The following is a 1478-nucleotide window of genomic DNA, read 5'->3' on the forward strand; positions in this document are numbered from 1 at the left end:
GCCGAGAAGGCCGCGGCTGCCGCGCGTGAAGCGCTTCAGAAGGCCGCGGAGGCCACGCAGCGGGCGGCACAGGCTGCGAAGGACGCGGCGGCGAAGACCGTCGAAGTCTCCAGGGGAACGAAGCCAGCGCCTGCACAACCGGCCCTCAAGCCCTAAACCCGGCGCACGCACTTGTCGTAGAGTTCGAGCGCGCGGCCGCCCGGATCGTAGCGGGCCTTCAGTGCCGCGTACGCCGCGCCGCCGTAGGCGTGGTCGAACTCGTCGCGCGTGAAGAAGGAATCCGAATAAAGCGACTTGATTCCGCCCAGGCGCAGCACCTCGCGCTCGACCAGCCGGTTGAAATGACCGACCTCATGCGCCGATCTCGACTGCACCACATCCCAGAAACCGAAGTTGACGTAGAGAGTGCCTTTGTCGAGCGGATACAGCGCGAAGTCGGCGTGCGGCTCGGGAACCCGCATCGGGCAGATCCAGATCGGCAGGATGCCGATCGCCCGCAACAGGAAGCCCAGGAATTGCGGCGCCTTCTCGATGGGCAGGTCGACGTCCTGGATCACCGATTCGGGATGGCGTCCGACAAGGCGCGAGAGCCTGGCGCCCATCCAGCGGGCGTTCCAGCGCATCAGCTTTGTGTAGGTGCGCGAATTCAGCCGCGAGCGCCCGAACAGGCGGCGCGCCAGTGCGTTCTGCGCGCCGAAGTTCCGGGAGCACCAGAACCAGTCCGTGTCCCAGCGCCAGAGGTAGTCGACCGTCCTCAGTTCGTCGATCGGCGTGTCGAGCAGCGAGCGGTAATAGATGCGCTCGAAGCTGTAGTCGCTCGGCGATGCCGCGCGATCGACGAAACGCGCGACGTTGAGCACCAGGGAGTGCGCATCGAAGACCACGCCGTCGATGAAATCGGCATCACCTTTGCAGCGCTCTGCCAGCGCCGCAAAGAACCCGTCGGGCCGCGAGAAGCCAAGATGCTCGACACTCACACAGGACTTCACCGGCGATGTCCTGAGCACCAGGCGCAACGCATAACCGAGCGAGCCGTACGAATTGGGGAAGCCGAAGAACAGGTCGCGATGCGCGTTGTCCGGCGTGCAGGTGACCACGCGGCCGTCCGGCAGCAGCACGTCGAATTCGAGCAGCGTGTGGTGAACGAGTCCATGGCGAAACGAGGTCGCCTCGATGCCGACACCGGCGACCGCGCCGCCCACCGTGATGGTCTTGAGCTGGGGCACGACGGCCGGCATCACGCCTTGCGGCAGCGTCGCGGCCACCAGCGATTCGTAGGTCGTCATCCCCTCGACCTCCACCGTTCCGGCGGCGACGAGGTCAAGCCGGTGCGCGCCTCGATGGCCGGAAGCTACGAGCGCCTTTGCCATGAATCGAAGGTCGCGAACTTCATCCTGCCGCTGCGCGGTCCGGCATCCGGGGAGGTGGTGGCAGGCTTGTCGCATCCACGGCTGGAGCGTGCCATCGGCGTGCTCTAC

The 1478-nt window shown here is 66.1% G+C and carries 2 protein-coding genes; one reads left to right on the top strand and one right to left on the bottom strand.

What is annotated here, in order from left to right; all coding sequences use genetic code 11:
• Nucleotides 1-152: 152 nt before the first annotated feature.
• Nucleotides 153-1370: an FAD-binding protein gene (locus tag AC1DY5_RS55375; protein WP_478122657.1), complete on the bottom strand. Its 1218-nt coding sequence runs from the start codon at nucleotides 1368-1370 to the stop codon at nucleotides 153-155.
• On the opposite strand from AC1DY5_RS55375, the gene AC1DY5_RS55380 reads away from it, so the two are divergent.
• Nucleotides 1341-1478: erythromycin esterase family protein (locus tag AC1DY5_RS55380; RefSeq protein WP_478122658.1), on the top strand; the 138-nt coding region annotated here is incomplete at its 3' end. The genes AC1DY5_RS55375 and AC1DY5_RS55380 overlap by 30 nt on opposite strands.

It is taken from the genome of Variovorax sp. P4_D9 (genome assembly GCF_056401695.1).